At 46.3% G+C, this 22,177-nt stretch carries 17 protein-coding genes, 1 tRNA gene and 1 rRNA gene; 9 read left to right on the top strand and 10 right to left on the bottom strand.

Features of this window, described 5'->3' with window-relative positions:
• A 5S ribosomal RNA gene (gene rrf, locus ACW6QF_RS13260) occupies positions 1 to 78 on the top strand; the annotation flags it as partial.
• Between the two features lie 95 nt (positions 79 to 173).
• Here the strand turns inward: rrf and ACW6QF_RS13255 are convergent.
• The 4 genes from ACW6QF_RS13255 to ACW6QF_RS13240 form a co-directional block, all read right to left on the bottom strand.
• The gene (locus ACW6QF_RS13255) at positions 174 to 452 is read right to left on the bottom strand and encodes a transposase (protein WP_456088181.1); all 279 of its coding nucleotides are present in this window, start codon (positions 450 to 452) and stop codon (positions 174 to 176) included.
• A 30-nt stretch (positions 453 to 482) separates the two neighbouring features.
• Complete coding sequence (locus ACW6QF_RS13250) at positions 483 to 851, bottom strand: hypothetical protein (protein ID WP_456088177.1); 369 nt, start codon at positions 849 to 851, stop codon at positions 483 to 485.
• 25 nt (positions 852 to 876) lie between these two features.
• Entirely contained in the window at positions 877 to 2,172 is a 1,296-nt protein-coding gene (locus ACW6QF_RS13245) for an IS110 family RNA-guided transposase (RefSeq protein ID WP_456088176.1), read from the bottom strand.
• 281 nt (positions 2,173 to 2,453) lie between these two features.
• Positions 2,454 to 2,822 carry an ISAon1 family transposase N-terminal region protein gene (locus tag ACW6QF_RS13240; RefSeq protein WP_456088180.1) on the bottom strand — a complete coding sequence of 123 codons (369 nt, stop codon included), beginning with the start codon at positions 2,820 to 2,822 and terminating at the stop codon, positions 2,454 to 2,456.
• 252 nt (positions 2,823 to 3,074) lie between these two features.
• Here ACW6QF_RS13240 and ACW6QF_RS13235 point away from each other — a divergent pair, with 252 nt between their 5' ends.
• Positions 3,075 to 4,103: an HU domain-containing protein gene (locus ACW6QF_RS13235; protein WP_456088175.1), complete on the top strand. Its 1,029-nt coding sequence runs from the start codon at positions 3,075 to 3,077 to the stop codon at positions 4,101 to 4,103.
• Between the two features lie 99 nt (positions 4,104 to 4,202).
• Here the strand turns inward: ACW6QF_RS13235 and ACW6QF_RS13230 are convergent, their stop codons facing one another.
• Positions 4,203 to 4,409: an Arc family DNA-binding protein gene (locus tag ACW6QF_RS13230; RefSeq protein ID WP_456088174.1), complete on the bottom strand. Its 207-nt coding sequence runs from the start codon at positions 4,407 to 4,409 to the stop codon at positions 4,203 to 4,205.
• A 19-nt stretch (positions 4,410 to 4,428) separates the two neighbouring features.
• Entirely contained in the window at positions 4,429 to 5,304 is an 876-nt protein-coding gene (locus tag ACW6QF_RS13225; protein ID WP_456088173.1) for an SPFH domain-containing protein, read from the bottom strand.
• Positions 5,305 to 5,438: 134 nt separating this feature from the next.
• Here ACW6QF_RS13225 and ACW6QF_RS13220 point away from each other — a divergent pair, with 134 nt between their 5' ends.
• The 3 genes from ACW6QF_RS13220 (at position 5,439) to ACW6QF_RS13210 (ending at position 11,956) form a co-directional block, all read left to right on the top strand.
• Positions 5,439 to 7,442 carry a tetratricopeptide repeat protein gene (locus ACW6QF_RS13220; protein WP_456088172.1) on the top strand — a complete coding sequence of 668 codons (2,004 nt, stop codon included), beginning with the start codon at positions 5,439 to 5,441 and terminating at the stop codon, positions 7,440 to 7,442.
• A 112-nt stretch (positions 7,443 to 7,554) separates the two neighbouring features.
• Positions 7,555 to 10,737: a TonB-dependent receptor gene (locus tag ACW6QF_RS13215; protein ID WP_456088171.1), complete on the top strand. Its 3,183-nt coding sequence runs from the start codon at positions 7,555 to 7,557 to the stop codon at positions 10,735 to 10,737.
• A gap of 7 nt (positions 10,738 to 10,744) precedes the next feature.
• Entirely contained in the window at positions 10,745 to 11,956 is a 1,212-nt protein-coding gene (locus ACW6QF_RS13210) for an alkaline phosphatase family protein (protein ID WP_456088170.1), read from the top strand.
• A 75-nt stretch (positions 11,957 to 12,031) separates the two neighbouring features.
• On the opposite strand, the gene ACW6QF_RS13205 is transcribed toward ACW6QF_RS13210, so the two are convergent.
• Positions 12,032 to 12,247: a winged helix-turn-helix domain-containing protein gene (locus tag ACW6QF_RS13205; RefSeq protein WP_186929045.1), complete on the bottom strand. Its 216-nt coding sequence runs from the start codon at positions 12,245 to 12,247 to the stop codon at positions 12,032 to 12,034.
• A 155-nt stretch (positions 12,248 to 12,402) separates the two neighbouring features.
• Positions 12,403 to 12,475, bottom strand: a tRNA-Glu gene (locus ACW6QF_RS13200).
• Positions 12,476 to 12,737: 262 nt separating this feature from the next.
• On the opposite strand from ACW6QF_RS13200, the gene mutA reads away from it, so the two are divergent.
• The 3 genes from mutA (at position 12,738) to ACW6QF_RS13185 (ending at position 18,261) form a co-directional block, all read left to right on the top strand.
• A complete protein-coding gene (gene mutA / locus ACW6QF_RS13195) occupies positions 12,738 to 14,600 on the top strand; it encodes a methylmalonyl-CoA mutase small subunit (protein WP_456088169.1) in 1,863 nt (620 codons plus the stop codon).
• A gap of 12 nt (positions 14,601 to 14,612) precedes the next feature.
• A complete protein-coding gene (gene scpA / locus ACW6QF_RS13190) occupies positions 14,613 to 16,760 on the top strand; it encodes a methylmalonyl-CoA mutase (protein ID WP_456088168.1) in 2,148 nt (715 codons plus the stop codon).
• An 88-nt stretch (positions 16,761 to 16,848) separates the two neighbouring features.
• On the top strand, positions 16,849 to 18,261 hold the full coding sequence (locus ACW6QF_RS13185) for a S41 family peptidase (protein ID WP_456088167.1): 1,413 nt from the start codon (positions 16,849 to 16,851) through the stop codon (positions 18,259 to 18,261).
• A 16-nt stretch (positions 18,262 to 18,277) separates the two neighbouring features.
• Here ACW6QF_RS13185 and ACW6QF_RS13180 read toward each other — a convergent pair whose 3' ends face one another.
• Entirely contained in the window at positions 18,278 to 19,396 is a 1,119-nt protein-coding gene (locus ACW6QF_RS13180) for a Card1-like endonuclease domain-containing protein (RefSeq protein ID WP_456088166.1), read from the bottom strand.
• 97 nt (positions 19,397 to 19,493) lie between these two features.
• Between ACW6QF_RS13180 and ACW6QF_RS13175 the strand changes: the two genes are divergently transcribed.
• A complete protein-coding gene (locus ACW6QF_RS13175; RefSeq protein ID WP_456088165.1) occupies positions 19,494 to 20,960 on the top strand; it encodes a glycosyltransferase family 2 protein in 1,467 nt (488 codons plus the stop codon).
• Here ACW6QF_RS13175 and ACW6QF_RS13170 read toward each other — a convergent pair.
• A partial coding sequence (locus tag ACW6QF_RS13170; RefSeq protein WP_456088164.1) for a hypothetical protein occupies positions 20,945 to 22,177 on the bottom strand: 1,233 nt, incomplete at its 5' end. The two genes, ACW6QF_RS13175 and ACW6QF_RS13170, sit on opposite strands and share 16 nt — an antisense overlap.

The raw sequence follows: 22,177 nt of genomic DNA, 5'->3' as shown, positions 1-22,177 counted from the left end.
CCCATTCCGAACAGAGAAGTTAAGCCCAACCGCGTCGATGGTACTGCGTAAAAGTGGGAGAGTAGATAGCCGCCGTTTTAGAAGTCAGTCAAAGCTGAAAGAAAGAGAAGGAGTCAGTCCGAAAGGAGTTGACTCCTTTTTTCATATTCTGTAAGCAACAGTCGGTTTTTTTGTTAAGGATAGACAGCTGTCAGGGCGCATGGTAATAAATGGTGCAAGGTAATAAACCTGTGTTTAAGCATAGATGTTGCAGAGGCGGAATATGGGCGCATGGTCTCGCTGGTGGAGTATGTAGGCGGAGGAACGGATTTGTCACGCGTGTTGTCTTGGGCGATGAGCTGCCGACGGATGTCGATGCGGATTTCATCAACTGCCTCATTATATACCTGTTGTACATGGAACCGGTCGTTGACCACATGGGTGTTGTAGAAGACCTCTCCGGCAATGAGCATCATAGACGGTGACAGGTCGCAGGTGACCTCCTAGACTCGCCACCTGACCGACTTGCCCATTGTGCCGATGAGGATGGATATGATCTCTTCGCTTTTGCTTCCGGGGATGGCCGCTGCCAATGTGCCCTTCCCTCCGTGGCCTTCCTTGTTGGTGGAAATGTCCACACCTCTCCGTTGCTCAGACATGTTTCGTCGAGGCTCATGTACGGGGGCATTGAAGTAGAATCCACACCCCAACTCGGTTTCGTGCCATTCGGCGTAACCGCTCAGCCTGTTGCGGTATAAGTCTGCGAAATACTTGCCGTTTACGTAGTACATCTGCGCTATGTGCTTAATCGACAGGGCTGTCGTCTCCACCTTCGTCTTCCATAGAATCTCTACTTTAAGATGCTTTTCCATGTATCCCTATGCGTCAATTCTATTTTTACGATGCATTCCTGAGTTTAGCAAGTGCTCGTTCCAGTTTGGCGATTTTCTTTTCTGTGATCTTCTCTTCACAAAGTCCAACTTTGCTAGAGTCATAAGCCTTCTTGGTTTTAACCATAGTATAAAAAATCTTAGCTATTTTGTGAGCAGTAGCCACATTCGCCTGTAATGCACCGCTCTTAGCACGTATTCGTCTATAGTAATAGCCCATTTCGCACTTATCCCGTGCCATTGGAGAGGCTGCAGTTCTGAAAATTTGGCCTACAATATTTTTTTTCCTCATGATACGGCTGGAAAGTAACTTGCCACCTGATATCTTGTTATTGGGAACAAGGTTACACCAACTACTGAACTTTTCAGCAGTTTCGAACTTTTCTGTAAAGTCATGTCCAAGTTCTTCAATAAGTTGCATGATAGCTGTATCCTTCAACCCGGGAATGTCGAAGACATTGACACCCCACACAGAAAATGCATACAGTTCAATGTCTATACCAGGTGCATTCTTAGAACGACTATTCTTTTTTCTTTTGTAACGAACCAACTTCTCTGAGTTTGTGTCCATTTGAACTTGATATAGTTTCAGCAGTTTCTCAATCTCCTGATCACAATCAGTAATCTGATTAATAAAGAAATCATATGCCTCTACGCTTTGCTTAAGTGTAAATAGCAGATCTGCATCCCATGTCCCTTCAAGGGATGCGGCTATCTCCTCCTTGCTTGCCTTGCAATTAGACATTGCTAGTGATGCTAAATATTCCGGGGCACGATTATCTGCCAAGATAGCAGAGATTATTCTTCTACCTGATAATCCTGTGATATCTGATATTACAGTAGAAAGCATTATATTCATCAGTTCAAGAGATTTCTGCATATACAGGATATGTTTTCCCGCGGAACGTAAGAGGTTATTACGTTGTCGTGTAAGGTTACGTATCTGTCTGGCGGTATTACCAGGTTGATAACATGGTTTTAAGAGACCATAACGATGTAACAACATTAACCATTCAGCATCGGCAGAGTCAGTTTTATGCCCAGATAAATTTTTAACATCAAGCGGATTGACCAGAATGACTTCAATGCCAGCATCCTGTAGTTTTAGAAAGAGTGACAGATAATAGATTCCTGTGGCTTCCATTGCTACAGTCGTAATATGGCACTCTTTCAACCATGCGATAATCCTATTGAGTTCACTGGTGAAGCTACCGAACCTACGATTATTATCTCCATCTCGATCTTCCGGAACGCATACCTGCATTTCTGTGTCAGCAATATCAATACCAGCAGCGTCTGGCAATTTACAATTGCCAGTTTGTTCCCATCAGGGGACTTGATCATTTTTGCGTTTTTTGCCATTTTTCATAAGTATAAATAGATACAATAGACAAGCCTGCGGTCTTTCGGAATGTGAGGTACTCTTCCATAAGGCATCTATCGGCTAATAATCATTCTACAGACCTACAGTGTCACATTTTTAATTGAACTTGAAATTCATTAGAACTCTGACTTACTTGCTTGCCATCGACAAAGATACGCTAAATCGAATATTTCTGGATAATAAGAGACGATCGGTTACGGCTATGCCGTAACCGAATGGGTTCTTCTCATTTCATTCACGCTCTGTGGGTGGGGGACTTTTAAAAAAGCTCCAAATTCCTTGGAGTAACGCGTGCCCTTGGCCACGACATCAAGATCAATAGGCACGCTGAAACTCTTGCCCGTGCGTGTGTCTGTCCATCGTCTGCGACGTATACGCAGGATCACCTTATGGTCTCGGATGGGAAAATCTGTGACGCTTACCGCTTCCATGAACCCCTTGGACTCAAAATGGACATCCACGCTCAACTCCGGATTCATCTTTTCGTCAAGGCTGATATGAATCTCTGTCGATGTCTGTTTAACACCGACGACTGTGAAATAATCAAGTATACGGACAGGAAGCACTATTTATGCCAACATCTGCAAGTAATCGTTTTCCATGACCCAAAGTTCGCTACAACTTTTGAGTTTGAAAAATTTTATCCCCACTAAATATCTACTGACCCGTAGACAGCTTTCAGGGATCATGAAAGAGGGGTGCGAAACTACAGTATATTAATTACTGCTGAACAAAATGAACTCGGATGCGGTTCGCATTGGAAAGTGCTCGAAATAGAATGATTTTTTTGGCAATTCGGACAAAAGATTTACCTTTGTTGCATGCTTAGAATTGTAACACATATTGAACGTTTGCTTCTGGTGCATGATTGTGTGATTGTACCGAAGTTCGGAGGTTTTGTTCTGCAGGTTGTTCCAGCCGTGCAGCATGTGGAGGAACATACGTTTCGTCCTTTGCGAAAAGAGATTGGTTTCAATATGACGCTGCAGCATAATGACGGGCTTTTGCCTGAATCGTATATGCAGGTGTATGCGGTGAGCTATCGTCAGGCACAGTTGATGTTGGAAGAAGATGTGGAGGACATAAAGAACTCTTTGCAACAGTATGGAAAGTTGTCGTTTGGAGTGTTAGGCTCGTTCAGTATAGGAGAAGAGGGACAGATGATTTTCCATCCGGGTGAAACCGACTTGTTCAGTGTCGTTTCGTATGGCTTGCCCGTTTTCCATTTCCCGGCTCTCGCGCCGTTGCAGGAGGAGCGGGGAGAAGAGATTCTTCTTGCATCCCAAAAAGAAAAGAAAGATACTCTTTATATTCCGATCAGTCGTAAACTTATCCGTACGGCTATGGCTTCAGCTGCCGCATTGGCTTTGTTCCTGCTGGTTTCCACTCCGGTGAAAGATGTCAACCAGGATACCTATACAGCCAGTTTTGTCCCTACCGGAATGGTCGGGCAAAAGTCGGTTTTTTCTGAAGCGGTTTTGCCCGATAGCATGGTGGCAGAGGCAGATATGAAGCAGGAACCATCGGAAGAGGTGATTGCGCGTGAAGTGAAAAACGTTGCGCCTGCTCCGGTACCGGAAAAGAAAGCACTTGTGTCCAAGCCTGTAATTGTCCAGCCTAAAAAAATGTATCATATCGTAATTGCCAGTTTCCCCTCGGAATCGCAGGCGGATGAATTTATTGCCGGTGTAGATCGTAGCGAATGCAACCATGTCAGTAAGGTTGTTCGTGATGGGAAGTATCGTATCTATGCGGATAAATTCGATAATCGCGAAGCTGCGGAATCTTATATGGCAACTCTCCGTTCCAATCCGAAATATAAGGATGCGTGGTTATTTATTAGCCGCTGATTTATACGATATAAAAAGAAATATCCTTCGGATGAAAAACTATTTTCTACCGAAGGATATTTAAAAAACGTCCGGACAGGTTTTCGTTATTATTGTTTTCTACTCTTTATTCTCTTTTTCAGATTTTGGTTTTCGTTTCTTTTTGAGCCGGCCCGCCTTGCGTAAGGCCTGATCCAAAATGTATTGTATCTGGCCGTTTGTGCTCCGAAACTCATCGGCTGCCCAAGTCTCAATCGCTTCCATCATTTCTGCGTCCACACGCAATATGAAACTTTTGGTCGCATTTCCATTTTCTTTTTTGGCCATATTTATATTATTGTATAAATTACTGATATAAAGTACCTGTATTGACTACAGGCTGTGCGGACTCGTCTGCGCAAAGGACTACCAGCAGATTGCTGACCATTGCTGCTTTCCGTTCTTCATCCAGCTCGACAACGCCGTCTTTTTCCAGTTTTTCCAATGCCAGATGCACCATGCTGACGGCTCCTTCAACGATCCGTTCGCGGGCAGAGATGATGGCATCTGCTTGCTGGCGGCGCAACATCACACTGGCGATTTCGGATGCGTAAGCTATGTAGTTGATGCGTGCTTCTACGATTTCGATTCCGGCGATGGCGAGACGGCTGTTAAGTTCGTCTTCCAAGCGTTGGGTTATTTCTCCGCTTTCATCGGAGCGGAGTGTGACTTTGTCAATCGTTTCGTTTGTGTCGTAAGCATACATGCCTGCAACTTGCCGAAGAGCGGCATCGCTTTGTATTTGGACAAACTCCCGAATGTTTCCAGATATATCGAAACAGGCTTTATAGGTGTCTTTTATTCTCCAGACAACTACGGCTCCGATCATGATCGGATTTCCTACTTTGTCGTTGACCTTGATCGGATCGATGTTCAGGTTAAGGATACGTAATGTTACGGTCGATTTCTGGAAAAGTGGATTTACCCAATAGAAACCGTTGCTTATGACTGTTCCGACATATCTACCGAAAAAAGTCAATACGCGTGAATTGTTCGGCTGAATGATCATAAATCCGGGAGACATGACAACTACGCATATCCCGCAGATGACACCGGCGATGGTACTTGATATTTGTGACAACGATAGTAGATATATGGCTGTCCCTGTTAAAGCAAGCATGATAAATATAACCGTAAAACCGGATATTTTAATGCCGTCGAAGTTCTTTTCCTGTGTTTTCATAATGATTTATATATGATATTATTTTGATATCACAAAGTAAGGTAAAGTTCCGGACTTCTGCAAATAAATTATGAACTTTTTATAAGTAGATATATAAAATATTCTATAGCTTTGTCTACTCAAAAATTAGACGATTGGAATTTCAATTAGATATAGATAATAAGGAGTTTCAGGATGCCTTGCAACTGATCACCCATACACGCCAGTCCGTTTTCCTGACCGGAAAGGCTGGAACGGGTAAATCCACGTTCCTGAAATACATTTGCGCGCATACAAAAAAGAAATATGTCGTATTGGCGCCGACTGGGATAGCGGCGATTAATGCGGAGGGGGTGACGCTTCATTCCTTTTTTAAATTGCCTTTTCGTCCGATGTTGCCAGATGATCCGGACCTGAGTCTGAAGAACGGGCGTATCTTCGAGTTCTTCAAATACAGGAAAGAACATCGGAAGTTGATTTCGGAAGTAGAATTGATCATTATTGATGAGATTTCGATGGCGCGGGCAGATATTATCGATTGTGTCGACCGGATTTTGCGTGTCTTTTCCGGTAATATGCGTTTGCCGTTCGGGGGCAAGCAGTTGTTGTTTGTCGGCGATGTCTTTCAATTGGAGCCTGTAGTCCCTTCTGATCAGAAGGAAATATTAAGTCTTTTCTATGCCAGTCCGTTTTTCTTTTCGGCCCGTGTCTTCAAGGATATAAATCTGGTCCCGATTGAATTGCAGAAAGTGTATCGGCAGACAGATCCGGTATTTATCAATATTTTGGACCGCATCCGTAACAATGCCGCGCGGAAACAGGAGTTGGACACATTGAATGCTCGCTATTTCCCCGATTTTACACCTCGAAATGAAGATATGTACATCACGCTTGCCACCCGGCGGGATCAGGTGGATTTTATTAATGAACGGAAGTTGGCGGAATTGCCCGGTGAAGAATTTGTCTCTCACGGTAAGATCAAAGGTGATTTTCCCGAATCGTCTCTACCGACACAATTGAACTTGTCCATCAAGGAACAGGCTCAGGTCATCTTTATCGATAATGATTATGAACGCCGTTGGGTCAATGGTACGATCGGTATGGTGTCGGGGATTGACGAGAATGGAAATGTCTACGTCCTGTTGGAGGACGGGAGGGAATATCTGGTCGAGCCAACTTCCTGGCGTAACTATAAATATAAGTACAACGAAAAGGAGAAAAAGGTCGAAGAGGAGATTGTGGGGACTTTCGAGCAGTTGCCGATCCGACTTGCCTGGGCGATCACCGTACATAAGAGCCAGGGGCTTACGTTTAGCCGTGTCGTGGTGGATTTGACAGGCGGTGTGTTTGCCGGAGGTCAGACGTATGTCGCTTTAAGCCGTTGCACGTCTCTGGAAGGGTTGGTATTGAAAAGTCGGATTTCTCCGCATGACATCTTTGTGCGGAAAGAGATTGTGCAGTTTAGCCAGATGTTTAATGATCGGCAGCTGATCGAAAAGAGTTTGCGTGAAAGTGAAGCGGAATTGCTGTATGCACGCGCCGCCCATAGTTTTAAATCCGGTAATGTAAAAGAGACGGTCGAGGCCTTTGCGGCTGCCGTAAGTAAACGGAACGAGCTGGAAAAGCCGGAGGTACAACGGTTGCTTCGTATGAAATTGCAAATTATAAATACTCAACGGGCGCAGATCAAAAAACTCAGGGAGGAGATACATGCTCAGCGGGAGATCCAGAAAGAATACGCTCACGAATACTATTTGATGGGGAATGAATGTATCACGAAAGCGCATGATCCGAATGCAGCTATCCGCTCTTTCGACAAGGCGCTCAGGCTTTATCCCGAATTTGTGGATGCTTGGGTGCGTAAAGGGGTGACTCTTCTCGATTTGGGTGACAACTTCCAGGCGGTTACTTGTCTGAATGAAGCTGTGCGGCTTAACCCTAACTCTTTTAAAGCGCGTTATAATCGTGGGAAATCTTATCTCCAACTGAAATATTATGACGAGGCCGTTTCTGACTTTATGAAAGCTGTCGACTTGAAACCGAAGCATGCTGCAGCCCATGAATATCTTGCTGAGGCATTTCTACATATAGGGGAAGAAGAGTTGGCTCATCAGCATCGGGATATTGCTGATGAGCTTCGTAATGGGAGTGAGAGTTAATAAGTTGTCGTTAATTTTATGCAGAAATGTAATAAAAACGTGATTATAAGGTTGTATCTTTGTGTCGCAATGTTAAATTATGTAGAGGGTATTTATTAAAACAAATTTCTGTATGAGAAAAGTTATCTGCTTTTTTGTATTTATTTTGATATGCATAGGTTTTTCTGTGCAGGCTCAGGTGACAACTTCTGCACTGAGCGGAAAAGTTATCGATGATCAGAATGAGAATGTGATAGGGGCTACGGTGGTAGTGGTGCACGAGCCGTCCGGAACGCTGTATGGTGCGGTTACGAATGTAGATGGACGCTATACGATCCAGGGAATGCGTACCGGCGGGCCTTATAAAGTGGAGATTTCCTATATCGGTTATAAAAAGGCTATTTTTACGGATATCAGACTGGAACTGGGTAATACATATACTCAGAATGCAACCTTGTATCCCAGTTCGGAACAATTGGGTGAAGTGGTGGTTACGGCTGATGCAAAAGCGAATATCGGTGCATCCAAAAACTTTTCTACATCGAAAATACAAGGTACTCCGACGGTTGACCGTAATATTTACGATATCGTGAAGAATATGCCGATGGCGATGACTTCTAAGAATGGAGGTGTCACTTTTGCCGGTTCCAACAACCGTTATAATAGTTTTCAGATCGACGGTACGGTAAGCAATGACGTTTTCGGACTGGCTCCGTCGGGAACAAACGGCGGCCAGACGAACGCCAACCCGATTTCGATGGATGCCATCCAGGAAATCCAGGTGGTGGTAGCTCCTTTCGATGTCCGTCAGAGCGGTTTTACCGGAGGTGGCATCAATGCAATTACCAAACAGGGAAACAACACATACCATGCATCGGTCTATTCCTATTTTACAAATGAAGGTCTCTACGGAAAATACAATGCTTATAAAGATAACATAAAGGATAAATTGACGGAACAGTCCACAAAAACTTTTGGTGGGACGTTGAGCGGTCCGATCATCAAAGACAAGCTGTTCTTCTTTGCTAATGCCGAAAACCGCAAGGAATCTTACCCGTCCCGTTTTTATGCCGGATATGACGAGAAAGGCTTTACCACCGATATGGCACAGAAAATAGCCGATAAGTATGAAGAATATACCGGAATCCGAGAGAGTTTCGGGTCACGCGATGTAGATCAGAGAGCCTTTAATTTCTTAGGACGTATTGATTGGAATATCGACAGGAACAATAAACTGGCTTTTCGTTATCAGTATAATAACTCATACGATGATATTTTCAGCCCGTCAAGTACGACTTACTTCTTTAACGGAAGCGGTTACCGGATGAAAAATAAGACGAATTCGTTTGTGGCCGAGTGGAACTCTCATTTGAGCGATATTTTGTATAATGAATTTCGTGCAGGTGTTACGACAGTCCGGGATGAACGCCAGGTGGCTTATCAGGGACCGAACGTAAAGATTAACGGTAGCGATAATAGCGGAACGAACAATATGACGGTCAACATCGGTACGGAGTATTCTTCAGGTGCTAACGCTCTGGACCAAGATATTTACACATTTGAGGACAATCTCTCCTGGTATAAGGGAAATCATACCTTTACCTTCGGTACGCACAATGAAATCTTCCGGATGAAGAACCTCTTTATCCAAGCTGTTACCGGCTCATGGGAGTTCGGTTCGATGGACGCATTCTTGAACGACAGCCCTTCCAAATATGTATTCAAGTATACGGATCCCGATGTGACAGGCGGTAACTATCGCTATACACCTATCATTAAAGCCGGTCAGTTCGGTTTCTATGCACAGGACAAATGGGATGTTGCCGATAATTTCTCGCTGACTTACGGTTTGCGTTTCGATATTCCTTTGTTGTTTAATGATCCGACTACCAATAATGAGTTCAATGAATATGCCGCAAGTAAAAATATTAAGGAAAGAGTGGGAGAAATGCCTGGAGCCAAAGTGATGGTTTCTCCTCGTCTGGGATTCCGCTGGTATACGGATGACAGCCGGACCACTTTGATTCGTGGTGGATTGGGGTTGTTTACGGGACGTGTTCCTTTTGTATGGCTTTCCAATGCTTATAATAATACCGGGGTTGAGCAGAAAGGTACGACTATCTTTGCTTCCGGCTCGACTTCCGCCCCTTCGCTGGGGCAATATGCGGATGACCCGATCGGTGCCATGAATTCCCAAAAGGGAAGTCCCGCGACTCCCGATGTTGTGACGGTGTCCAAAGATTTTAAATATCCGCAGGTTTTCCGTGTGAACTTGGCACTGGAACGTACCTTGCCCGGTGATGTGAAGATGACTTTGGAAGGGCTTTATTCCAAAACATTCAATAACGTATATTTCGAGAACCTGGCATTATCGAGCAATGCCAAAGTCTATGCCGTTCCAGGTGTGGAAACTTCCGCCACCCCTTATTACTCCGTAGACAAGAAGTATTTCAGCATTACCAATCTGAAAAATACGAATATGGGATATACCTATTCTCTGTCTGCCTTGTTTGAAAAGAGTTTTCATTTCGGTTTGGATTTGGTTGCGTCTTATACGTTCGGACATTCTAAATCGGTGTATGACGGAACCTCTTCTGTGGCTTATTCCAACTGGAAATATAATTATGCTGTAGATTCCAACAGTCCCGGTCTGGCTTATTCCATGTTCGATATTCCTCACCGTGTGATGGTTTCTGTCGGCTATCGGACTCCCCGCTATGCCAAAGGCTTCATGGCGACTACCGTCTCTCTCGTCTATAACGGTTACGTGGGACAGCGTTACAGTCTGACGATGAACGAATCCTACTACGATGCCGAGAAAAAGAAAACAGTCTATATCGACTACAACGGTGACGGCTGGGGGGGAAACTCATTGCTTTATATCCCGACTGAAGACGAACTGCAGAAGATGGAATTCAATACGGAAGAAGACCGTCGGAAGTTTAACGAATGGATCGAAGGCGACAGCTATGCGAAGAAACATCGCGGAGCGTACGCCATGCGCAACTCCAATTCGGCCCCATGGGAAAATCAGGTCGATCTGCATGTCGCACAGGATATTTTCGTGCTGAAAGACCGTGGCAGCAAATTTCAGGTGACATTCGACGTTACGAACTTTGCCAATATGTTGAATAAGAAATGGGGAACCACCTACACCGCTGCCTATAACGTAATGCCTTTGCAGGTAATCGGGAATAAGAAGGGTGAAGATGGCAACTATACAAACACGTATGCTTATAATTCGAGAAATACGATCGCCAAGAATGATATTTTGTCCCGCTGGCATGCCCAGATTGGTTTTAAGTATATTTTCTAAACCTAATATGTACAGATTTTTGACATTTATATTGGTAAGTCTCTTTTTGATAATCTGTTTATCGATAACCGGATGTACGGACCATTCGAAGAAGGAACATTACGTCGTAGTCTTGTCTATGGACGGTTTTCGATCCGATTACCCGTCGCAAGCCCATACGCCGACGCTCGATTCGTTGGCACGCGTAGGTGTGAAGGCGGCTTTTCGTCCCAGTTTTCCGAGTGTTACTTTCCCGAACCATTACAGTATGGCGACAGGCTTGCATCCGGATCATCACGGATTGGTGAACAATTTCTTTTACGCACCCGATCTGGACAGCGTTTATATAATGGGAAATCCTAATCCTGCTTTTTTCGGTGGTGAACCGATTTGGAATACGGCGGAAAAGCAGGGTGTCCGGACCGCCTCGTTCTATTGGGTGGGTAGCGAATATCCGATACAGGGACGCCAGCCTTCGATCTGGAAACCGTTCGATAAGAATGTTCCTTTTTCTGACCGGGCGGATTCGGTGATTGCCTGGTTGCAACTGCCTGAGGAAGTTCGTCCGCATCTGATAATGTGGTATATGGAAGAACCGGACGGAATCGGGCATAGGGCAACTCCCGATTCGGCGGCGACCCTTTCGACGGTTGAACATTTGGACCGTATATTAGGTGACTTCTTTGCTAAAGCCCGTAGGCTGGATATCTTTGACCGGATTGATTTTATCGTCCTGTCCGATCATGGCATGGCAACTTATTATCCGGAGAATTATGTGAACCTGAACGATTATCTGCCTCGCGACAGTTTCGATTATGTCTTCGACGGAGTACCGACTTTGCTTTATCCGAAACCAACTTATACGGATAGCGCTTATGCAATCCTGAAGCGTGTACCTCATGTGACGGCGTGGAGAAAGAACGAGATTCCGGAAAAGTTCGTGTATGGGAAGAATCCGCGTATAGGCGATCTGTTCGTATTACCGGATATCGGGACGTATTTGCAATTCCGTCCCGAATCGCGTCCTATATTTGCGGCTACACATGGATATGATAATTTTACTCCGGAAATGGAGGCTATTTTCTATGCGGCAGGACCTTCTTTCAAACAGAATGTCGAGTTGCCGGTTATGGCGAATGTCAATTTATATCTGATAATTGCCCGTTTGCTGGATTTGCAGCCGGCTCCTAATGACGGGGACAACGTGGTCGTTTCGACATTGTTCAGAAAACCGGAATAAAGGGATTCATTCCTGATGTTGCAGTATCTGTCGTCCGGAAGATGACGGCAGATACTACAAACATCCTACCGTTGTTTAGAAATAACAATTCATTCCCGGAGAGAAAGCCAATTGGCTACTGGCACTTTTTATTTCGATTTTGTTTTCCCTTGCCAGCCATCCGATCGCCGACCACAGATCAGCTTCCGTTAAAGCGGTTGCCTTTTTCAACTCCTCAAAACTCCAACACCCACCATCTAACAATAAATTGCAGATTGCTCCGGCATTTAATCCGATAGTCCCTTTATTCATGATAAACTTCATTTTATGTTATATGTTATGTGAAATATAAACAAAGCATAAGGGATAAATGATTTATAGGAAGTATGATTTTTATAGAGTTTTAAAGTCTTGTAAGAGATTTTCCGAAAAAAGAAAAAGCTCGCAAATAAACTGCGAGCTTTTTGTAGTGCGTCCGGGGGTCGAACCCGAGTTTCCGCCGTGAGAGGGCGGCGTCCTGGACCACTAGACGAATGCACCAGATTGTCTTTGTTTGACGTTGCGAAATTAGTAAATATTTTATTCCGATGTATCATTTAGGGGAATTTTTTTGAAGAAAATGTTTATCCCTTGTCATTTTGGTATCGAATTCTTCGTGTCTCCACTAAAAGGCGTTAAAAGAGCTATCAAATTCGTTAGTATTTCATTTGCGTTCAAGTTTATTTATTCTACCTTTGCCTCCTGTTATTGAACAATATACTATTGAACAATTACTAATACCAGTATTAAAATAACTAATATTATGGCAGAATTAAAAGAAAAACTTTTCTCAGAATTCGCACCTGTGTCTACTGAAGAGTGGATGGCGAAGATTACGGCCGACCTGAAAGGGGTTCCGTTTGAGAAAAAGCTTGTTTGGAAGACAGGCGAAGGATTTAATGTGAATCCTTTCTATCGTGCAGAAGACATCGAAGGTTTGAAGACAACCGAGTCTCTTCCCGGTGAATTCCCTTACGTTCGCGGAACAAAGAAGGACAACGATTGGAAGGTGCGCCAGAACATCGAAGTCACCTGTTTCAAAGGTGCTAATGAAAAAGCCCTTGACATCCTGAATAAGGGTGTGACGTCTCTTGGCTTCATCGTTAAGGGAAGCGACGTAAACGCTGAAAACATTGCTACCCTGCTTGACGGTATTTGTCCTGAATGTGTGGAACTGAATTTCAACACTTGCAATTGCAAGGCTGAAATGCTGATCGGTATTCTCGCCGACTATTTCAAAAGCAAAGGCGCAGACCTGGAAAAATGCAAAGGCTCTGTAAACTACGATCCGTTCAAGAAACCTCTGGTAAAAGGTAAGGAAAATGAAAACTGGGTGGAAGCTGCTGCCGCTGTGCTCAAAGCAGGCGCTGCTCTGCCGGGTTACAAAGTATTGGCTGTAAATGCCTTCTACTTCAACAATGCAGGTGCCTATATCTCTCAGGAGTTAGGATATGCATTGGCTTGGGGTAACGAACTGTTGGCTAAGCTGACCGAAGCCGGCCAGGATGCTACGGAAGTTGCCAAGAAGATCAAATTCAATTTCGGTATCAGTTCCAACTATTTCATGGAAATCGCCAAGTTCCGTGCAGCTCGTTGGTTGTGGGCTGAAATCGTTGCTGCTTACAATCCTGCTTGCCAGTGTGCTTGCAAGATGCATGTTCATGCACAGACTTCGGAATGGAACATGACTGTTTATGATGCTCACGTAAACTTGTTGCGTTCACAGACAGAAGCCATGTCGGCTGCTCTTGCCGGTGTCGATTCGATCACGGTTCGTCCGTTCGATAAGACTTATCAGACTCCCGACGACTTCTCCGAACGCATTGCCCGCAACCAGCAGTTGCTGTTGAAGGAAGAATGCCATTTGGATAAGGTTGTCGATCCTTCTGCCGGTTCTTATTATGTGGAAGTCTTGACGAACTCCTTGGCAGATGTTGCTTGGAAGTTGTTCCTGGAAGTGGAAGACAAAGGTGGTTTTGGTGTGGAAGTCGCTTCCGGAGAAATCCAGAAAGCCGTTAACGCTTCCAATGAAGCCCGTAAGAAAGCGGTTGCTACCCGTCGTGAAATCTTGTTAGGAACCAACCAGTTCCCGAACTTCAACGAAGTGGCTGCCGGAAAGATCAAAGAAGCTCCTTCCTGCTGTTGTGGTGGCGGTCACGATTGTGGCGAAGCTACTGTTACGGCCCTTGACTTCTCGCGCGGCGCTTCCGAATTTGAAGCTTTGCGTCTGGCAACGGAAAAGAGCGGCAAGACTCCGAAAGTATTCATGTTGACGATCGGTAATCTGGCTATGCGCCTGGCCCGTTCCCAGTTCTCAAGCAACTTCTTTGCTTGTGCAGGATATAAGGTTATTGATAACTTAGGTTTCGATACGGTTGAAGCCGGTGTTGAAGCCGCTGTTGAGGCTGGTGCTGAAATCGTGGTTCTTTGCTCAAGCGATGATGAATATGCAGAATTGGCTCCTGCTGCTTACAAGGCTTTGGCCGGAAGAGCAGAATTTGTTGTAGCCGGTATGCCTGCTTGCATGGAAGATCTGAAAGCAGTGGGCATCGACCAATATGTAAATGTAAAGAGCAACGTGCTTGAAACATTGAAAGCTTTCAACGTAAAATTAGGAATCGCTTAAGTAGAAACAATTATGAGACCAAATTTTAAAAACATAGATATAAAGAATGCCGGTTTTGCAGCTACTAATGCTGCCGAATGGGCAAAAGCCAATGGCATCGAAGCCAATTGGAAAACACCCGAGCACATCGAGGTGAAACCCGTATATACTAAAGAAGACTTGGAAGGTATGGAACACTTGAACTATGCTTCCGGTCTGCCTCCTTATCTGCGTGGCCCGTATAGCGGTATGTATGCTATGCGTCCCTGGACAATCCGTCAGTATGCAGGTTTCTCTACAGCTGAAGAGTCCAACGCATTCTATCGTCGTAACCTGGCATCCGGCCAGAAAGGTCTGTCTGTCGCATTCGACCTTCCGACACACCGTGGTTACGATGCCGACAACGAACGTGTGGTTGGTGACGTCGGTAAAGCCGGTGTTTCTATTTGTTCGTTGGAAAACATGAAAGTTCTGTTTGCCGGTATTCCTTTGAACAAGATGTCTGTTTCCATGACAATGAACGGCGGTGTTCTTCCCGTATTGGCATTCTATATCAATGCCGGTTTGGAACAAGGCGCTAAGTTGGAAGAAATGGCCGGTACGATCCAGAACGATATCCTGAAAGAGTTCATGGTGCGTAACACTTATATCTACCCGCCCGAATTCTCCATGCGTATCATCGCCGATATCTTCGAATATACTTCTCAGAAGATGCCGAAGTTCAATTCCATCTCCATCTCCGGCTACCATATGCAGGAAGCAGGTGCGACAGCCGACATCGAAATGGCTTATACGCTTTGCGACGGTCTTGAATATCTTCGTGCCGGTGTGAACGCAGGTATCGATATCGATGCTTTCGCTCCGCGTTTGTCCTTCTTCTGGGCGATCGGTGTGAACCACTTCATGGAGATCGCCAAGATGCGTGCCGCACGTATGTTGTGGGCGAAGATCGTGAAGAGTTTCGGTGCCAAGAACCCGAAATCTTTAGCTTTGCGTACTCACTGCCAGACTTCTGGTTGGTCGCTGACCGAACAGGATCCGTTCAACAACGTAGGCCGTACTTGTATTGAAGCTATGGCTGCTGCTTTAGGTCACACGCAGTCTCTGCACACGAACGCATTGGACGAAGCGATCGCTTTGCCGACAGACTTTTCTGCACGTATCGCCCGTAACACTCAGATTTATATCCAGGAGGAAACGAAGATCTGTAAAGAAATCGACCCGTGGGCAGGTTCTTACTATGTGGAATCTCTGACAAACGAACTGGTTCATAAAGGTTGGGCATTGATTCAGGAAATCGAAAGCATGGGCGGTATGGCGAAAGCTATCGAAACCGGTCTGCCGAAGATGCGTATCGAAGAAGCTGCTGCCCGTACGCAGGCTCGTATCGACTCCGGCGTCCAGACAATCGTCGGTGTGAACAAATACCGTCTGCCGAAAGAAGATCCGATCGATATCCTTGAAATCGATAATACTGCCGTTCGTAACGAGCAGATCGAACTGTTGAAAGAACTGCGTGCCAACCGTGACGAAGAAGCCGTACAGAAAGCGTTGGCCGACATCACGGAATGCGTTCGCACGAAGAAAGGTAACTTGTTGGAACTGGCTGTCAAAGCAGCCGGCTTGCGTGCATCATTGGGAGAAATCTCGGATGCTTGCGAAGTGGTAGTAGGTCGTTATAAAGCAATCATCAGAACTATATCAGGCGTGTATTCATCAGAAACGAAGAAAGATGCAGACTTCCAGAAGGCTTGTGAGCTGACTGCCGAGTTTGCCAAGAAAGAGGGTCGCCAGCCGCGTATCATGATCGCCAAGATGGGGCAGGACGGACACGACCGTGGTGCTAAAGTTGTAGCTACAGGTTATGCAGACTGTGGTTTCGACGTGGATATGGGACCGTTGTTCCAGACTCCGGCCGAAGCTGCCCGCCAGGCTGTAGAAAACGACGTTCACGTAATGGGTGTTTCTTCTTTGGCTGCCGGACACAAGACTTTGGTTCCGCAGGTGATCGAAGAACTGAAGAAGTTAGGACGTGAAGATATCATTGTGATCGCCGGTGGCGTTATCCCTGCACAGGATTATGACTTCCTGTACAAAGCAGGTGTTGCTGCCATCTTCGGTCCGGGTACTTCTGTAGCGAAAGCTGCAGTCCAGATCCTGGAAATCCTGTTAGGCGAATAATAAAAAACGTAAGTTTTTCCAATAAAAGCCGCGCAGTTTCCGTTTGGAAATTGCGCGGTTATTTTTTTCAATTAATACAGATATGACAATGAAACAGAAGTTCGCTTTAGTGAAAACGACGTTTGCCGTCCTCATGGGATTGTTTGCTGTCCTTTTGCTTGTACCGTCCTGTACGACGGATGATAAGGTTCCGGACCTTTCCGACGAAGGTACGAACGATTGGATCTATAAGATCATGACGGATTACTATTTATGGAATGAGGATGTGCCCGACAAAGGAAACTTGAACTTCTCACAATCTCCTGACAAGTTCTTCGAATCATTGTTGTCTGACCAGGATGGTGTAAAATACGAAGACGGATGGCTCACTTTCTCCTGGATAGAGAAAAAGAAAGAGGAGACGAAGTCCGTTACGGCATCCGATTCGTATGGATTTGAATTCGCCTCGTATAAAAAAGGTAACTATTATTATGCCTGGGTTTTATATGTATTGCCCGGCTCTCCTGCTGCTGAGGCCGGATTGAAACGTGGCGACTGGATTATCGCTGTCGGCAGTGAGACTCCGAACGTGACGAACACGTCTGCTTTTTATAGTGGAAGTGAGACCACTTTTTTATTGGCTGATGTGGAAAGGAAAGGTAATGAGGTCGCTTTTAATGAGAGGGAAACTATTTCGATTGCAGCTTCCCGCGCAGTGGAAGATACACCTTTCCTGAAAGATTCTGTTTATACGATCAATGGCAGGAAGATTGGTTATTTAGTGTATAACAGCTTTACTTCCGGTCCCAATGATGAAGGTGAAGAGTATGACAACCGGATGAAACAGATTTTTGCGCAGTTTAAAGCGAAGAACGTTAGCGAATTTGTATTGGACCTGCGATATAACCAGGGTGGCTTGGTAACTTGTGCGCAGTTGATGACCTCTCTCTTGGCTCCGGCCGATGCTTTGGGTAAGACATTCTGCATCATGGAGCATAACGAAAAGCAATCTAAAAGCAATGAAACGCTGCTGTTGAAAAAGAATGCCGAATTAGGAAATGCCAACCTGGATCTGAAGCGCATTTATGTGCTGACGGGAAGTGTGACCGCATCCGCTTCGGAGGCCGTGATCAACTGCCTGATCCCTTACATGACCCGCAGCAATATCACGATCATAGGAGGAAAAACGATTGGCAAACGGGTCGGCGGTAACACTTTCGGAATGAAGGAAGAATATGGCTGGCTGTTGCATCCGATTACATTGCGCATTTATAATGCCCGTCACGAGGCCGACTATGCAAACGGTTTTGAACCGGACGTAAAGATCGAGGAACTGGCCATAGGAAATGAATTATTACCTTTTGGCGATACCAACGAGATGTTGCTGAGCGAGGCGCTCTCGCGGATAGCCGGATTGAAGAGCCAGCCGGCACGTGCGGAAGGCGAAGGCCGCATATTGCTCGTCCCGTCGTCTCTCGAAAGAAAACAAACAAAAGGCCTTATCTTCGAATCCGGAAAATAAGACCTCTTGTATCAGTTTATAACTGAAGATCATCTGCCAGCTTGTCCAACCAGGCTGGCATTTTGTTTAAATGGCTGCTTCGTTCGGTGAGGAAGTTCGGGGCGAAGAGATGTATCTGCAAGTCTTTGCATTTGTCTTGCAGGCTTTTTTCCACCGGATAGTAACTGGCAAGTACGGCTTGCGATATGTCGCCGCCGTATGTTTCCCGCACTGCATCTATCTTGTAAATATCATTTTGCGTGACATTGCCGGATTTGCATTCGATAAAGATCAGTTTCTGCTCGTTGTTCAACAACACGTCGACCTCGTTTTTAGGATGCGTGTCTTTCTCGTTTGTCTGGAAAATGACGCTGCGCCATACTTCGGGAGAGTTTTCCCGTTGCATGCTCCAGTTGCGGACCTGGTTGGCGACCAGCGTCTCCCACCAACGCCCTTCGAAATAGAGCCTTGTTGCATTGCCCTGATGGAGGCGGAGTAAGACATATTCCCTTAAAGTGATCAGGATCGAGCCGTTCCTTTGTTTGAACCGCAGGTTGTTGGCAAAGATTTTGGAGGCCGGCAAGCGGTTGAGTTGACGTTTGCAGAATATACTGAAGAACTTTTGGATGCGGGCGTGTTCCTGCGGATACTGTTCGATGAATTGTTTGATGCGCATGGAGGCTTTGACATCTTCGTTGCTGAGTTCCTTCACGTCGTGATAAGCAGTAAGGATATTCCCGCTCAGGTTGAGAATCTCGTCATTGTTGAGCGTCGTATGCAACGGATGGTTCTCGAAACGGCTGAGGTGGACGACTTCGCCGTGTTGCGTCAGATAGAATGCATCGGCTCCCGATTCTTTGGCGACGGTGAAAGCGGCAAAAGCCATGACCTTCGTCCCTTCGGAAAGGTTATAGGTGAATTCTCCCTGATACTTTTGGTGAATCTGGCGGCAAACTTCGATCACGCTTTTCCCGTTGTAAGGTTCTGTCTTGTAACGGTTGCACCGGATGGCAGGAGGCAACAGCGGGTACATGGGCGTTTCGATATGGTCGGTAGCATCCGTGTAGAGCAGGTGGATATGATCCGCCCCGAACTCTTTGATGCCGTGATAGACCGAAGTTATGTCTTTTCCAAGTAGTATTATCTGGTGTTTCATTTGTTTTATTTTTGATCTACTTACAAAGATACTTTTCTCTTCCGGCAAAAGCTCATATTTTATCCTTATTTTTGCTCCGGTATCAATTAATTATATGATGGAAATGATAAATTGTTTTATTCCGTTCCTCTCTTTACCCCAGACCGGGCAAGCCGTAAAGGCGTTGAGGCAGTGCGACCGGGTAAAGAACATCTACCTGCTGGCAACGGAAAAGGTTCCCGGTGCGGTCGAGGGCTGTGAGATCTTGATGATCGACTCGCCCGCCAGTACCGCCACTATCCGGACGATCGCTTTGCATGCAGATACGGCCTATACATTATTATATACTAAATATACGGCTTTCGAGCCGGGGCAGTTCGCTTTCGAACGTCTGTCGGCTATTGCCGGCGATACGAATGCCGGAATGCTTTATGCGGATCGTTACCAGGTAAAAGACGGCCACTGCCGCCCGGCTCCTGTCATAGACTACCAGAGAGGAAGCCTGCGTGATGATTTTGATTTCGGTTCGCTTTTGTTCTTCCGTTCATCCGTCTTGAAGCAGGCGGTCCGGGCAATGGACGCCGATTACCGTTTCGCCGGACTGTACGACCTTCGCCTGCGTGTGTCGGAGTTGTCCGAACTGGTTCATGTCAACGAGTATTTGTACACCGAGGCGGAACCGGATACCCGCAAGAGCGGAGAGAAGCTGTTCGATTATGTCGATCCGAAGAACCGGGCGGTGCAGGTCGAGATGGAAGCCGTTTGTACGGCCTACCTGAAACGGGTCGGCGGTTATCTTGCCCCTGACTTTGAACCGATCGCTTTCGATGCTGGTGGTTTCGGGCAGGAAGCCTCCGTTATCATCCCGGTCCGTAACCGCATCCGTACGATAGAAGATGCCATCCGTTCCGTGCTGGCGCAGAAAACGACCTTCCGCTTTAACCTGATCGTTGTGGACAACCATTCGACAGACGGAACTTCCGAAGCGATCGAAAAATATGTCGCTGACGCACGTCTGATCCATTTGGTGCCGGAACGTTCCGACCTGGGGATCGGCGGCTGCTGGAACATGGGCGTACATCATCCGGCTTGTGGCAAGTTTGCCGTCCAGCTCGATAGCGACGACATGTATAGCGGTCCTGACACGTTGCAGAAGATCGTCGATGCTTTTTATGAGCAAAACTGCGCGATGGTGGTCGGAACCTATCGGATGACGGATTTCAAACTGAACGAAATACCGCCCGGCATCATCGACCATCGGGAGTGGACGCCTGAAAACGGGCGCAACAATGCGCTCCGCATTAACGGCTTAGGCGCTCCGCGTGCATTCTATACGCCTGTGCTCCGCGCAATCAACCTGCCGAATACCAGTTATGGAGAAGATTATGCTTTGGGGCTGCGTATCTCCCGTACCTGGCGGATCGGACGCATCTATGACGTCCTTTACCTCTGCCGCCGTTGGGAAGACAATTCGGATGCCGCGCTCGACATCGTGAAAATGAACGCGCATAATACTTACAAAGACCGTCTCCGTACCTGGGAGTTGCAGGCGCGGATCGCGTTGAACGCTCAATCGTCCAGATGATAGACGACGAACGGGTCGTCGTGGTAATAGGTTGCCATGACCAACGTGCCGGTTTTAGGGTCCATGACGTTGTAGACGCAAAAGTCATGCAGCTTGTATCGTTTGACCGGATTGCCGTTCCAGTCGTATTTCTCCAGAAACATATAATTGTTGCCTTTCTGGGCTTCCGCCGCCACGACATAAGGAGTACGTCCGGAGTGGGTGATGTAGACATGGTCCCGGGTTGCCATCACTTGCATATAATGAGTGACGTTCGCATCCAGCCCGTCCCGGATGGCCAGCGTCTTTTCGTCAAAGCCGGATTGCTCGAAGTTGAGCGTCCGGACGGTCTTTGCCTCCATGTCCATGAACTTGATGATCTTGGTGTACTTGTAGGCGAAGACCATCCGGTCTCGTTCGGGATGGGTGCAAAGCGCACCCGTCGTCGGTATGCCTTTGACCTGTTTCAGGCGCAGGTTATACAGTTTTTCGCGTTGAACCGAATCGTTCTCCAAAGAGACACGGTAGATGTTGCTGCCCATTTGGTAGACAATCGCTTTCTCGCCTGCCGGGTAAGCATGTTCGACATAGTCCCAGATTGACTTGCGGTCGAATGTTTTCTTTATAAAATGCGTCTTCAGATCAGGATCGAGTCCGTAAAGGTTGCCGTTATATCCGTCCAGCATATAACAAAGGTAGGCCGGGTCGAGAGATTCTACGGTGACCGGCAACAGGAACTCATCCGGCCCGTTTCCCCGTTTGCCGATTGTTTTCATGTGGGTGAACGCCGGATAGCGGAAGGCATAGAACGGCGCGTCCATGCTGCCCATAATCAAGAGGCTGTCCTTGATCAGCATAGAAGGTTCGACCGGCTTGAAGATGAAAGTGTCCGGTTCCACGATATGCGTCCCCGTCAGTTCCGCCTCTTCGGGGAATGCTTCTTTCCCTTTCAAGAATACTTCTCCGGCTTCTAAAGGCGGAAGTTCCGGGATTATTTCGACGGCGACGGTGTCTGCCGCAAGCGTCCCGTTTTCATCTTCGGCGGTTGTGTTTTGTTTTCCGCCGCAAGCCGACAGGCTTAAGACGATCAAGGAAGAGAAAAAGAAGAGGTGTTTCATGGCAATTGAGTTATCGTTTGTCCAAAGATATGCATTTTCCGATGAATAGTTTCTTCTTTGTCTTTTATTTTCATCAACCGCATCATTTATCCGGTATCTGCCGCCAGGCGGTGGACGGTC

This window comes from Parabacteroides sp. (assembly GCF_977054455.1).
The sequence above is the reverse complement of the archived record's forward strand: the minus strand, read 5'-3'. Positions and strand labels throughout refer to the sequence as shown.